The organism is Acidithiobacillus caldus ATCC 51756, assembly GCF_000175575.2.
GTDB lineage: Bacteria > Pseudomonadota > Gammaproteobacteria > Acidithiobacillales > Acidithiobacillaceae > Acidithiobacillus_A > Acidithiobacillus_A caldus.
This window is the reverse complement of the sequence record NZ_CP005986.1, coordinates 1,142,068-1,154,955: the sequence shown is the minus strand read 5'-3', so window position 1 is coordinate 1,154,955 and position 12,888 is coordinate 1,142,068. Positions and strand designations below refer to the sequence as shown.

The window sequence follows — 12,888 nt, the reverse complement described above, 5'->3', positions numbered from 1 at the left end:
TTATCCTTCTACACAGAGCATCCCGTTAGTATGCCATGTTCCCCCCCCAGGCGCGACTGCTGGGGTGGCAATGCGAAGCTGCGTCGAGCTCAGTCTTTGGTAACCATTCCTTGCACCGGACCTGGGTAGGGCGCCGGGCCTTTGACGGCGTACCAGATCATCCGGTTCATGAGCTCATCCTGATCCGGGTCATCGATACGTGCCGCCATCTTGAGCGCCTTACCGTAGAGTTCACGTCCGAGTGGATCGCCGTAGGGCGCCCTCTGGGTGGCCAAGGGTGCTGCCGGGTTCATGGTATCCAGGGGGAGGGTCGCCGGACGCAGACGATAGGGCCGCAGGTCGGCACGATCAGCAAAGAGCTCTGCCATGGGTCGCGCCGCGAGATCCATGAGGTTCATGGGCGCGATTCCGAGGATCTGCTCCATGGTGCGCAGCAGGTCCAGTTGGCTGTAAAAGTGGTGCTCCACCCGCCCCAGGCGCGAATAAGGACTGATGACGTAGCCCAGACTACGAAAGGGCGATAGATGATCCCAGCCGTCCTGCGCGTCGTCCTCCGTCACGAAAATGGCCGTTTCCGGCCAGAAACGCGAGCGCGACAGGGCCTCGACGATGCGCCCCAGCGCCAGATCGTTGTCCGCCATCATCGCCTGCGGCTGTGGAAAATAGGGCTTCATGCCGGCGGTGTGATCGTTGGGCAGGGCGAGAATCAGGAGATTGGGCATCTTTCCCTGAGCCTCGAAACGCGCCAGATCCTCCAGGAAGAGATCGGCACGGAGCTGATCCGAAAAGCGATAATCCTCTCCGGGGTAGCGCGGGTTGCTGTGCTGGAGTACGGAAGGTATGGTCCCCTCCACGCCGAGCCCGGCCGGCAGGGTGTGCTCCTCCCGCAACTGCCAAAGATCCAGCCAGGTGAGATTTTTCTGCGCCATCACCGGCAGCGTCGCCTCGCCATAGATGCGCACGTCGAGCCCCTTGGCCAGGGCGGCATCCCAGAGATAGCCGGTCTTGGGCGGCACCAGGGCGTCGAGGATGGTGTGGGGATACCCCCGGAACCAGGCGCGCACATTGCGTTCCACATAGTCGGACAGGAAGGCCGTGGTCGCCCAGGGGTGCCCCTCGGCCGAACTCTTGGCCGGCAGATAGTACTGGTCCAGCAGCGCAAATTCCTCGGCCAGGGCGTGGTGATTGGGGGTGATGCTGCGTCCGAAGACCGTGAGCCTGGGATCCCCCTGCCCTTGGGGCAGATCTCCCAAAACCTGATCGTAGGTGCGGTTTTCCTTGATGATGTAGACGACGTGACGGAAGACCGAGGGTTCGCCCAAGCGCTCCGGGATGGGCCGAGGCGGGATTCCCGGTCGCGGCGCCGCGCGCAGGGCCTCGGCGTTCCGTTGAGCGGCACGCAGGAAACGGTCGGCCGTCACCTCTTGGGTCCACTGGGCAAGCTGGGCTGCACTGGGCGGCCAGGGCAGCACCGACAGCACATTCTGCTGGCGATGGGCATTGTAGTTGCCGTCGGTGCTGAAACCCTCGCGCTCCCCCGGCCGCGGGTAATCGCTGCGAAAGGCCTTGTCGAAACCGCTGGCAATGGTGGCATAGGGGCCGAAACCCTCGAGATTGGCCACCCACAGCACCCGCCCGGAGTCGGCCCAGGCAAGCCCCGTGGGATATTCCCCTACAGGGATATAGCCCTCCACCCGGCTGCTCCCAGCAGCATCACCCCCGCTGCCACGGGCGAGGCGAACCCAGGCCAGGGCATTGAGGCGACCGAGAGCCACCAGGATGTGCTCGCCATCGGCGCTGGGCAGGATGGTCGTGGGCACGACCCCGTAGGCGGTGCCCGGCAGCCCCATGGGGATGCGCTCCACCACCGCGAGACTTTTGGCGTCGATGACCGTCACCGTATCGCTGCCGGCATCGGCCACGTAAACGAAGGGGCGCTTGGGATGGTGCGCGAGGCCAATGGGCGAGAGACCTACGGACAGGCGCTTGAGACTATGCCCCTGCGTATCCAGCACCTCGACGAAGCCCTCCCGCGTGACATCGGTCTTTCCGTCCACCAGGACTGATTCCTGCAGTTTGAGGGCATAATCGTTCCAGCCGCCGAAACCCGTCTCGCGCAGATCCTTGGGCGGCAGTCCGGCCCATTCGCTGACAAAGATGCGACCCTCCTTTTCCGTCAGACTGCTGGGCCAGCGCCCCTGCTCCAGGGGCAAGCGCTGGATCCTGCCCGTCTGTGGATCGACCCGGGCGATGGCGGCATGGCCGTTGAGGGCCACCATGAGGTGGCGCCCGTCCGCCGCCCATGTCAGGGCCGTGGGCAAGGCCGGGCGATCCCGCTCCGGTGGAAAAACCGCGACGAAGCGCGGCAGCGGTAGGCGCCAGCGCCCCTGGGCATCCCGTTCCGGACGAAAGCCCAGGATGGCACCGTCGCTCGGCGTCTTGAACTTACGATCCGTTTGCGACACGGGCACATAGAACTCGCTACCGTCACTACTCCAGACGACGCCGCCGTAGGTTCCAAGACCCTGCACATCCGTCGCCAGGGCATAGCTGGCCAGTATTTCGTGACTGCTGGCATCGAGCAGAGTGACGTCGAAACGCCCCAGAACCGCCACCTGCCGGCCATCGGGGGACAAGGCAAGATCCACGACGTGATTTTCCAGGGCTTTATCACCCCAGACGACGGCGTCCCCGGCGGGCCGCACCACCTGCCCCGTTGGCAGTCGCTGGCTGAGGGGTCGCGCCGAGGTAGTTGCAGACGTCGTCGGCTGGGGCTCGGCAAAGGCCATGGGAGCAGGCTGCTCCGGAGCCTTGGGTACAGCCACATGGGCACAACCGGTAAGGGATAGGGCCACCACCAACGCCCCGAGAAAACTCCGTGCTGCACCCATCGCTACGCTCCCCGAACATCCGGATCGTTTATACCCGTACTATATAATTTTCTGGATCTGCGGCCAAGTGCTGCGGGGCCAGAGCATCCCGCAGTCCGGTGCCGGATCAACCGCCCAGGGCGGCAAGCCCCTCCAGAAAAGGCGGACGCACCACGCCTTTTTCGGTGATGATGGCGGCAATGAGCGCTGCGGGCGTGACATCGAAGGCGGGATTGCGTACCGCGACCCCGGCGGGGGTCAGCTCCCGTCCACCGCACTGGCGCACCTCCTCGGCAGGGCGCTCCTCGATAACGATGCCATTGCCGTGGGGCATGGCAAAGTCCACCGTCGACACAGGCGCCGCCACGAAGAAGGGAATGTCGTGGTAGTGGGCCAGTACCGCCAGAGCGTAGGTACCGATCTTATTGGCCGTGTCGCCATTGGCAGCGATACGGTCGGCACCGACGATCACGGCCTGGATCTCTCCCCGGGCCATGAGGTGTGCCGCCGCGCCGTCGACATTCAGGGAAAAGGGAATGCCGTCTTTTTGCAGTTCCCAGGCGGTCAGGCGCGCGCCTTGCAACCAGGGACGGGTCTCATCGGCATAGATACGCCAGTTCCGTCCCGCCGCGATACCGGCGCGAATGACCCCCAAAGCGGTACCGTAGCCACCGGTGGCCAAGCTACCCGTGTTGCAATGGGTGAGAATACCCCCTTCCGGCGGCAGGACCTCGGCACCGAGGGCGCCCATGCGCTGATTGTCGCGGATGTCCTGCGCCAGCAGTTCCTGCGCCCAGCGCAGCAACGCTTCACTTGCCGTGGTAACGTCGTCACAGAGTCCGGCATTGTGCAATTGTTGCTGCACCGCCCAGGCCAGATTCACGGCCGTTGGCCGCGCCCGCTTGAGCACTTCCGCGCTGCGATTCAAGGATTCGCGCCAGTCGGCCGTACCCGCAATCGCCCGCGCCGCCAGGGCCATGCCAAAGGCGGCGGTGATACCGATGGCCGGCGCGCCGCGTACGACCATGTCGCGGATGGCCGCCGCCACCGCCTCCACCTCCTGCAGACGCAGGTAATGCTCTTGCGCAGGCAGCTGGCGCTGATCCAGCAATTCGAGGGCGTCGTTCTGCCAGCGAATGGGGCGAATCTGGTCGGCAATGGGCATGCCTTTCTCCAATGTATGTCGACTTTCCCGCAATATACGGAAGGCCCCACAAACTGTAAAATGCGCGGATCACAACCATTCCAGGAACGCTCATGACCCGCCCCACTCCCCCTTTACGCCTGAAAAAGAACGAGGACCGGCGGCTACGCATCGGGCACCCATGGATCTATAGCAATGAGGTGGACGTCAGCCGCACTCCGCTCGTCGCCGTCGCACCGGGCAGTGTCTGTCGCATCGAGGATCACCGGGGCCAACCCCTTGGGCTTGCCCACGTCAATCCCCACGCCCTCCTCTGCGCCCGCATCCTGACCCGCGACCCCGACACCCAGATCGATGTCGACTTCTACCTTCGCCGTTTGCGCGATGCCCTGGGACTGCGCATGGCCCTGTTCAGCGGGCCCTACTACCGGCTGGTCCACGGCGAGGGGGACGGACTGCCAGGACTCGTGGTGGACCGCTATGGCGATTACTTGGTGCTGCAGACCGGGAGTGCCGGAATGGAGCAGGATCTCGACCTCATCGTAGCTGCCTTGGTGGAACTCATCCGTCCCTTGGGAATCCTCCTCAAGGGCAGCGGCGTCGCCCGCAGCATCGAGGGCCTCCCGGAGCGCATCGAGGTGCTCGCTGGTGCGGTTCCAGAGCATCTCGAAGTCCTCGAAAACGGCTGCAGCTTCCTCATCGACCCGCGGCAGGGACAAAAGACCGGCTGGTTCTACGATCATCGCCGCAACCGTCACGAACTCACGAAATTTGCTACCGGACGGCGGGTGCTGGACCTGTTCAGTTATCTGGGCGGCTTTGCCCTGCCCCTGGCGCGCGCGGGCGCCGTCGAGGTACTGGCCGTGGACCGCTCGGCGTCGGCTCTGGCCTTGCTGGAGGAGAATGCGCGCCGCAATGGGCTGAGCCAGGTACACGGCCACGAGGGCGAAGCCTTGGAAACCCTGCGTCAACTGCGGGATCGCGCCGAATCCTTCGACCTCATCCTGCTCGACCCGCCCGCCCTCATCAAGTCCCGCAAGGATGTACGGGACGGCACCGCCGCCTATGCCCGCCTCAACGATCTGGCCCTGCGTCTGCTCCGCCCGGACGGATTGCTCTTCACCGCATCCTGCTCCTACCACCTGAGCCGAGACGCCTTGCTCCAGGCCGTCGCCCGGGGCGCTTCCCGTGGCAGCTATCGGGTCCTGACCGAGGCCGGCCAGGATCTGGATCACCCCTACCCCCCGGCGGTACCCGAGGCGCGTTATCTCAAGGCCTTTTTGCTGCACCGCGCCGAGGCCCACGACAGCGAAACACCGGAGGCAGAAACCCCAGCGGAGGCAAGCCCAACATCCGGCTTAGAAGGGGCGGATCTGCCCATTGCCCCGAAAAATAGCCAAACAAACGCTTAGGGAATGTATGGGTGCAGCGACCGAGGGTGCCCACAGGCACACCACGCCCACCCGCGCAATGCCTCAGCGATAATTCTCTGGCTGGCTGATCGGGGCCGCTGCGTTGGGTGGCATTGGCCCGGACAAGTTAACCAGCGTAACTGCCCATGCGACGTAGCCGCCGGATCATCAACCAGCGGCCGGTGAGGATGAGCAACAGCACGCCAGCGGTGATGAAGAAGGCCGCGGCGAAGGCCAACCGATGAGATTCGGCAAAGGGCTCGTTGATGAAGGTCCAGATGACGTAGGTGAGGTAGCCGATGGGTTCGTTGGTGAACTTGCCGTCCCACATGTAGTTGGACCAGCCCGCCGTGTAGATGAGCGGCGCCGTTTCCCCCATGGAAAGGGCCGTGGCGTAGAACAGACCCGTCATGATGGCTGGAGCCGCACCGGGGAGAAGAATCTTGAAAGCCACGCGCCCGTCCCCCGCCCCCAGCGCGAAACCCGCCTCCCGCACCGCTGGCGGTATGGCACTCAAGGCCAGTTCCGTAGTCCGCGCGATATAGGGCAGGAGCATCACGCTCAGGGTCAACATGCCCGCCGCCACGGAGAACTGCCAGCCGAGGTACACCACCATGGTGATGTAGCCCACATAACCGAGGACGATGGAGGGCACCCCCACCAGCACGTCGGACAAGAAGCGCAGGGAGCGACCGCCCAGATTGTCGCCGTACTCATTCAGATAGATGCCGGCGGCGATCCCAATGGGAGCCGAAATCAACAACGCCCCCAGAGACAGGACGATGGTGCCCTCGATGGCATTCTTCAGCCCGCCGCCCATCCCCGTGCTGACTTCCGTGAAGAGTTTCCAGTGCAGGGCCGGCAAGGCACGGATGAGCACGTCCCCGATGATGGACAGAAAGGCAAAGGCGACAATGAAAAAACTCGCGCCAACAAAAATACCGCCCAGAAAGCGAAAAGCATGTCGACGCCAGGAGATACGCAAACGCCGGTTACTCAGGGAGGCGGACTCGGGAACCACGGTCGTCTTCGCTTGAACAATACTCATCAGCGCACCTTGGACATCCACAAAATGAGACGGGCCGCACTATTGACCAACACGGAGATGGCCAAAAGCACCAAAGCGATTTCCGACAGGGCCTCTACGGCCATATTGGTCGGGTCCTGGAGGGCGCTTTCCAGCTGCGTCAAGATGAAAGCCGCCATGGTCGAGATGGGCGTATAAATGTTGTTAGGTAGGTAGTTGAGGGCATTGCCACTGACCATGGCCACCGCCATGGTCTCCCCGATGGCTCGCCCGAGCGCAAGAATGGACACACCAATCAGCACCTTGCGCAGCTTGGGCAGGATGATGTGCCAGAACACCTCCAGGCGCGACAGCCCTAGACTGAGGCCCGCCTCCTTGAGTGGCGCATCCACCGAGGCGATGGCGTCGCGCATGGTGGCGGAGATGAGCGGCACCACCATGAAGGTCAGGACGATGGCCACCGTCAGCAGACCGTAGCCGCTGCCGGGAGACCCCCCTAGAAAGGGCACGCCCTGCAGGGCATCGGCCAGCCAGGGATAGACCTTCTGCCCCATGAGGGGAATGAGCAGCGAATAGCCCCACAGACCAAACACGACACTGGGGACGGCGGCGAGGAGGTCCACCAGCAAGGTCAGGGGGCTCGCCAGCCATTTGGGCAGGGACTCCGCCAGAAAATAGGCTGCCCCCACCGCCAAAGGCAGGGCGATGATCAGGGCCAGAAAAGAGCTGAGAAAGGTTCCAACCACCAGGAACCAGACGCCATAGGCGGCTCCCGGCATGATCTGCTGCCCGTGCACATCCACGGGGTTACCATACAGATTGCCGAGGTTCCAGTTGTTGGTCCACAGGAAATGCACGCCATTGTACTGGATGGCGGGCCAGGAATAGATGACCAGAAAGACAATGAGTGCGATGAGGGACAAAGGCAAGAAGCTGGCCGTGGCCACGAGACTCGTGCGAAATACCGGAATCTTCACAGGTACCCCTCGAAAATACCTACGCTCGGCGAGCGGCTCTTATCGGGCGACGATAAGCACTCGAAAATGGTGTCGTAATGATAGCAGGTGGGCTGGCCGAAGCCAGCCCTGGAGTGCGCCTTACTTGATCTTGTCGATCTGCGCCTGGGAGAGCTTCACCACGCTCTCGGGCAGGGGCACGAAGTTGACGGCCTCGATGAAGTGCGGAGCATTACCGCCCTTGGGACTGATGGCCCAGGTCAGGAACTTGCGTATGGCCCCTGCCACTTCGGCATTGGGCTGATCGCTCTTCACGATGGCGTATTCGTAGTTGATGATGGGATAGGACTTGGCGCCGGGCGCGTAGACCAGACTGATACGCTCATCGGCAGGGGTCTTGGCAACCATCTCCGCCGCCGCAGCCTTGGCATTGGGCACGGTGGGCAGAACGAACTTGCCCGCCTTGTTTTCGAGCATGGCGATACCGAGCTTGGCCTGCTCCACAGGTTTCTTCCAGCTGATGCCGATGTAGGCGATACCGTAGGGGGTGCTCTTCAGCGCCTCGACCATGCCGGGGTTACCGTTGGCACCGATGCCGCCCTGCACGTTGGGCCAGCTGACCGTGGTGCTGTAACCCACCTTCTGCGCCCACTCAGGGGTGGTGTCGGAGAGGTAGGTGGTGAAGATGAAGGTGTCGCCGGAACCGTCGGTACGGTGGATGGGCACGATCTTGTGGTTGGGCAGTTTGACGCCGGGGTTCAGCTTGGCGATGGCGGCATCATCCCAGTTGGTAATGGTACCGGAGTAGATGCCGGCCAGCACCGGGCCGGAGAGCTTGAGGTGCTTGTTGTTCAGGCCAGGCACATTGTAGTTGATCATCTGGATGGAGATGGCCAGGGGGATATTGAGCATGTCCGGATGCTCCTTCACCTGCGCGTCGGACATGTAGGCGTCCGAGGCACCGATCTGCGCCACACCGGAGATGGCCTGGGCGATACCCGTGCCGCTACCCGTACCCTGGGTGGTGATCCGCACGTCCGGGTTCATCTTGGTGTAGACCGGAACCCACAGGTTGAAGAGCGGGTACAGGAGGGTCGAACCCGTCTCCAGCAGGGAGATGGTGGGCGCCGCCGAGGCCGGAACGGCACTCAAAGAGGCAAGCCCAAGGGCGGAAACCACCAACGCGCCTTTCAGGGCGTGGGACAAGGCTTTCTTGGAACGAAACAACATAGGTAACCTCCAAAGGTAGTTTTCGTGCAGAAGCGTTGCGATACCGTGTAGTGTGCAGATCCAATACCTGGACCTGACGCCCACGATAGCAGAGGATTATGACACTATTGTGAAGCTTTTATGACACTTTTATGACAATAGGCCTTGTCGGCACCTGCACGAACTCTGGAGTATAGCTCAGAGCAGGTCGCTCCAGCTGAACCCCTTGCGAATATAGGCGTTGGCTGCGTACCCGTCGCGCTCCCAGGTCCCCTCGGGACGAACCGCGCTGAGACTCACCCGATTGACCCACTTGACGCTCTTGTAACCGTACATCTGCGGCACCAGCAAGCGCAGGGGATAACCGCCCTTGCGCAGCAGAGGCTGTCCGGCGATGTGCGTCGCCAGGATGACGCCGGGTGCCCGCGCCTGCTCCAGGGTCAGGCTGTCCACATAGACGCCATCGGCGCTGTGAAAGACGACGTAGCGCGCCGCCGCAGTCGGCCGCAGATTATCCAGGAACGAAGCCAGATCGATACCGCGCCAAGCGACGTGGTGCACTTTCCAGCCCGTAACACAGTGGAAGGTTTCCACCTCGGCGTGCTTGCTGAGCCCATAGAGTTGCTCCAGGGTGAAGACCCGGGGTGCGGCGATGAGGCCATCGCAGTTGAGACGATAGTCCTGCGCCTCGATTTTTGGATAGAAGCCGGCGTAGGTATAGTACTCCGGGAAGACCGGAATGGTGTCTGCGCGCGCCGCCGCCGGCAGCCACAGCGATGCGCTGGCAGCTCCCAAGAACAGGCCCGTGGAATGGGTCAGAAATGAACGCCGTGACAAAGGCATGATCAAGCTCCTCGCCAAAAGGCAAAAATGCCCCACAGCGGTTGACGCCGCAGGGCATGAAAAAAAGCCATGAAACCGTGACCGAACCAGAGATAGGCCAGCAGCGGTGTGCCCAGACGCATGGCATGCAGCCCAAGGTGCGTTGCCCCTGGCCAGCTGATGTACCCCTCGAGTACCAGCCAGGCAGCAAAACCGGTGAAGGTGACGAAGGATACCCCAAGGAAGAAGACCCCCTGCCACAGACTGGACAGGCCGGGAACCGGGCCGGCGGCAGGCAAACGACCCAAAAAGAGCGCGCGCAGATCTCGGATGATGGCTGGCAGGTGCGCCGGAAAAAACCAGGACCACAAAAGGGCACGGCCCCAGAGAGTGCCAAGATAGAAAGCCCAGCACAGCACGAGCCAGAAGGTCAGAAAAATACCGGTGGCAACGTGCAGCGGGAACCACTGAAAATTCGCGAACCACAAGGCCGCCAGGCTGTTGTAGAGCTCAAAGGTCACCGCGAGAACGAGACCCATGTGCAGGATCTTGGCCCAGCGCGGATAGGCCCCGTCCTCCCTGAGGGACCGCTCTTCCCGAGTACCCGGATGGGTCGAACTGAGGACGGCCATGACTCCTCCCGACGTGGTGGACCAACACCTTCTTTACGTTGTCGTCGCGAAGGCGGATGCAAGAAAGGCCCGCCAAGGCGGGCCTTTTCTTCACGCGATCCGCGCGCAGACCCTACCAGGTCAGGACACGCCCGGCAGCACCCAGGGTCGGCATGGCGGCACTGGGATTCAGCAGCGGGATTTCCTTGGCAAGATCGTCCTTGGTCATGCCGTTCAGTTCCAGAGACTGCAGGCAACCGATGATCTGCACGTCGTTGTCTTCGGCAAGCTTCATGAAATCCGCCACGCTCTTGCCGCCGGGCATGGGGAAGACGCTCTCGGCCTTGCCTTTGGCCAGCAGCTCCGTGGCCGGCCCCGTGAAGTACATGACCACCTTCTGCTCCATGGCCGCCGCGGTGGACGCCAGAAAGAAGGCGGAGGGGAGACGCTTGGGATTTTCCGGGCCAGTGATGAGGATGATGACGAGGTCGGGAGCCTGATTATCTGCCATGGTACTCTCCTTTCAGGTGAACGAACGGGAACTCCGTCCATATTAGCAGAATCCCGGCTTGCCCGGGACCCCGGCCAGGCGCGCACTCAGGACCGGCGCCACATCCCATCAGCCGCGCCGGCAGAGGCGCTCCAGGACTTCGGTGCGCAGGTGTGCCAACAATTCGCCGCGCTGGCGCGCGCCCGCCCGGCGCAGACAGGTTACGGAGGCCTTGGGCACACCCACCAGAGTTCCCGTTAGCGTCTCGATCCAACGCGCCAGATGCGGCTGATGCCCGACCACTATGGCCGCAGCCGGTTGCCTGCCGAGACCCTCCCAGTGGTGCTCCAGAGCCTCGAGATCGCCCTCGGCAATGGCCTCATGCGGCTCGCTGACCTCGAGAGGAAGTGCTTGCTGGATATATTCCGCCGTTTCCCGGGTGCGTCGCAGCGGACTGTACCAAAGCCCCACCGGTCCCGTGGGCAGCAGAACACGCAGCGAAGCGGCCACCAGAGCGGCATCGCGACGACCGCGCTCCGTGAGCGCACGTTCGCGATCGCCGCCGGGAGCTCGGGCATCCTCCGCCTCAGCGTGGCGGATGAGCAGAATGTCCATGGGACGACTCACCTCCAAACCAGCGCCGGGCAAGGGCGGCGGGAACGAAACGGGCGATGATGGTAACCACGGCGATACCAATGAGTGCGGTCATCCAGCTGTCGATGAGCAGACGGCTCGGGGCATCGTTACGGACGAAAATAGCCAGGGCCGAGAGCAGCGCCCCCAGAAGGATGGTAGCGGGCCGCCAGCCATAGGCCGTCCATTTGGGCCAGCGCCGCGCGATGGCGCCCAGCGCCAGGGCTGCCCACAGGGCATAGGCAGAGGCGCCCCACCAGAGACTGCCAAGGACCAAAGGATACAGACGCCCGAAGACGGCAACGACCAGGTAACACAGGAGCGCCGCCAGTGTCCAAGGCCACCACGCCGCTTTGTTCTGGAGCATTTCAGCCACGCCTCTTCGCCTGCGGATCGTAGGGATTTTCTCCCTGACGAAAGAGTAAACGCAAGGGAACGGGCCCGAGGCCGAGGGCCTTACGAAAAGCCGACTCGAGATAACGCTTATAGGCACCGGGCAAGCGATTCAACTGATTGCCGTGGAAGACCAGGGTGATGGGGTTTTCGCCCCCCTGATGGCAATAGCGCAGTTTGATGCGGCGACCACCGACCATGGGCGGCTGATGGCTCTCGATGATCTGCGCCAGGACGCGATTCAGCTCAGCCGTGGAAAAATGCCGCCGCGCATCGCGCCAAAGCCGATCGATACTGGGATAGAGATCGCCGACGCCGCTGCCGTGCAGGGCAGAAATGGTATAAACCGGCGCGTAGGAGAGAAAACCCAGATGTCGCTCCAAGGCGGCCTTGGCCATCTGCCGGGCCCGGGCATCCAGACCATCCCATTTGTTGAGCAAAAGGATCATGGGACGCCAGAGTTCCGCCGCCACCCCCACCAGGTGCGCATCCTGATCCGTCACCCCGTCCCGCGCATCCAACACCATGAGGACCACGTCCGCCTCTTTCAGCGCTGCCAGGGTCTTGAGCACACTGAGTTTTTCCAGCCCTTCGCCAACCCGCGCGCGGCGCCGGATACCCGCCGTGTCGATCATGACGTAGGGTCGACCAGCGCGCTCGTAGGGAATGCGAATGCTGTCTCGGGTAGTCCCGGGGGCGTCGTAGACGATCACGCGCTGCTCGCCGAGCATGGCATTGACGAGGGTGGACTTACCGACGTTGGGCCGACCCAGAACGGCGATACGTGGACCAGATAGGGAAAGTTCGGCAGCCGCCTCTTCCGGGACCGCGAGATCGGCAAAGATGGCATCCAGTAGCGTCTCTACTCCGTGGCCATGGGACGCCGCAATGGTATAAGGCATACCCAGCCCGAGGCGGTGAAACTCGGGCAATTCTGCCACGGCTCCACGCACGTCCATCTTGTTGACCACCAGGTAGACGGTCTTGCCGCTACGCCGCAGCTCCGCCGCAATCTCTTCGTCCTGAGCCGACAGGCCCTCTTTGGCGTCCACCAGGAAACAGACGGCATCGGCCTCGGCGATGGCCTGACGCGTCTGCGCCGCCATGGCCGCCACGAGGCCCTCGCGCTCCTCGGGTTCGAAACCACCGGTATCGATGACGAGAAAACGCTGGGTGCCGTGCTGGGCCACGCCGTAGTGGCGGTCGCGGGTGAGCCCCGGAAGGTCCGCCACCAGCGCCTCACGGCTGCGGGTCAGGCGATTGAACAGGGTCGACTTGCCCACATTTGGCCGCCCCACCAGGGCAATGACGGCGGCCATGG

Annotated in this window: 12 protein-coding genes; 1 reads left to right on the top strand and 11 read right to left on the bottom strand. The window is 63.1% G+C overall.

What is annotated here, in order from left to right:
* Positions 1–89: 89 nt before the first annotated feature.
* Together ACAty_RS05705 and mtnA are read right to left on the bottom strand one after the other, a co-directional pair.
* Positions 90–2,891, bottom strand: a complete 2,802-nt coding sequence (locus tag ACAty_RS05705; RefSeq protein WP_004871796.1) for a bifunctional YncE family protein/alkaline phosphatase family protein — start codon at positions 2,889–2,891, stop codon at positions 90–92.
* 106 nt (positions 2,892–2,997) lie between these two features.
* Complete coding sequence (mtnA, locus tag ACAty_RS05700; RefSeq protein ID WP_004871795.1) at positions 2,998–4,035, bottom strand: S-methyl-5-thioribose-1-phosphate isomerase; 1,038 nt, start codon at positions 4,033–4,035, stop codon at positions 2,998–3,000.
* A 92-nt stretch (positions 4,036–4,127) separates the two neighbouring features.
* On the opposite strand from mtnA, the gene ACAty_RS05695 reads away from it, so the two are divergent.
* Complete coding sequence (locus ACAty_RS05695) at positions 4,128–5,426, top strand: class I SAM-dependent rRNA methyltransferase (protein ID WP_004871794.1); 1,299 nt, start codon at positions 4,128–4,130, stop codon at positions 5,424–5,426.
* Between the two features lie 127 nt (positions 5,427–5,553).
* Here ACAty_RS05695 and pstA read toward each other — a convergent pair whose 3' ends face one another.
* From pstA to der, 9 genes are all read right to left on the bottom strand, one after another.
* Positions 5,554–6,474, bottom strand: coding sequence for a phosphate ABC transporter permease PstA (gene pstA, locus ACAty_RS05690; RefSeq protein ID WP_004871793.1), 921 nt, complete (start codon positions 6,472–6,474; stop codon positions 5,554–5,556).
* Entirely contained in the window at positions 6,474–7,430 is a 957-nt protein-coding gene (gene pstC / locus ACAty_RS05685; protein ID WP_004871792.1) for a phosphate ABC transporter permease subunit PstC, read from the bottom strand. The genes pstA and pstC overlap by 1 nt, the downstream gene beginning before the upstream one ends.
* Positions 7,431–7,550: 120 nt before the next feature.
* Positions 7,551–8,639, bottom strand: coding sequence for a phosphate ABC transporter substrate-binding protein PstS (gene pstS / locus ACAty_RS05680; RefSeq protein ID WP_004871791.1), 1,089 nt, complete (start codon positions 8,637–8,639; stop codon positions 7,551–7,553).
* Positions 8,640–8,816: 177 nt separating this feature from the next.
* Complete coding sequence (locus ACAty_RS05675) at positions 8,817–9,461, bottom strand: molybdopterin-dependent oxidoreductase (RefSeq protein ID WP_004871789.1); 645 nt, start codon at positions 9,459–9,461, stop codon at positions 8,817–8,819.
* Positions 9,462–9,463: 2 nt separating this feature from the next.
* A complete protein-coding gene (locus tag ACAty_RS05670; RefSeq protein WP_004871788.1) occupies positions 9,464–10,072 on the bottom strand; it encodes a hypothetical protein in 609 nt (202 codons plus the stop codon).
* Between the two features lie 112 nt (positions 10,073–10,184).
* On the bottom strand, positions 10,185–10,562 hold the full coding sequence (locus ACAty_RS05665; protein WP_004871786.1) for a DsrE family protein: 378 nt from the start codon (positions 10,560–10,562) through the stop codon (positions 10,185–10,187).
* Between the two features lie 108 nt (positions 10,563–10,670).
* A complete protein-coding gene (locus ACAty_RS05660; RefSeq protein WP_004871784.1) occupies positions 10,671–11,156 on the bottom strand; it encodes a SixA phosphatase family protein in 486 nt (161 codons plus the stop codon).
* A complete protein-coding gene (locus ACAty_RS05655; protein ID WP_004871783.1) occupies positions 11,128–11,541 on the bottom strand; it encodes a hypothetical protein in 414 nt (137 codons plus the stop codon). The genes ACAty_RS05660 and ACAty_RS05655 overlap by 29 nt, the downstream gene beginning before the upstream one ends.
* A gap of 1 nt (position 11,542) precedes the next feature.
* Entirely contained in the window at positions 11,543–12,886 is a 1,344-nt protein-coding gene (gene der / locus ACAty_RS05650; RefSeq protein WP_004871782.1) for a ribosome biogenesis GTPase Der, read from the bottom strand.
* Between the last annotated feature and the right edge of the window lie 2 nt (positions 12,887–12,888).